At 49.1% G+C, this 291-nt stretch carries 1 protein-coding gene; it reads left to right on the forward strand.

The window, feature by feature from the left end:
• Nucleotides 1-291: sigma 54-interacting transcriptional regulator (locus AB4512_RS21460; RefSeq protein ID WP_372175614.1), on the forward strand; the 291-nt coding region annotated here is incomplete at both ends.

Below are 291 nucleotides of genomic sequence, written 5' to 3' on the forward strand. Positions count from 1 at the left end.
AGAGAAGCTATTGCGCGTTATTGAATACGGGCAGTATGAACGTGTCGGCGGACAAAAAGCTTTAAGTGCCAACGTAAGACTGGTTTGCGCGACCAACGCTGACTTGCCAGACATGGCATTAAGGGGCGAATTCAGAGCCGACTTATTGGACAGGCTCACGTTTGACGTGATTACTATCCCCCCTCTTCGGGAGCGAAAAGAAGACATCACACTGCTGGCAGAATACTACGCCATTAAGATGTGCCGTGAATTAGAATTGGAGTTGTTTGTTGGCTTTGCTCCGTCTGCCGT

Origin of the sequence: Vibrio sp. 10N.222.52.B7, from assembly GCF_041474275.1 — a bacterium.
Lineage (GTDB): Bacteria > Pseudomonadota > Gammaproteobacteria > Enterobacterales > Vibrionaceae > Vibrio > Vibrio crassostreae_C.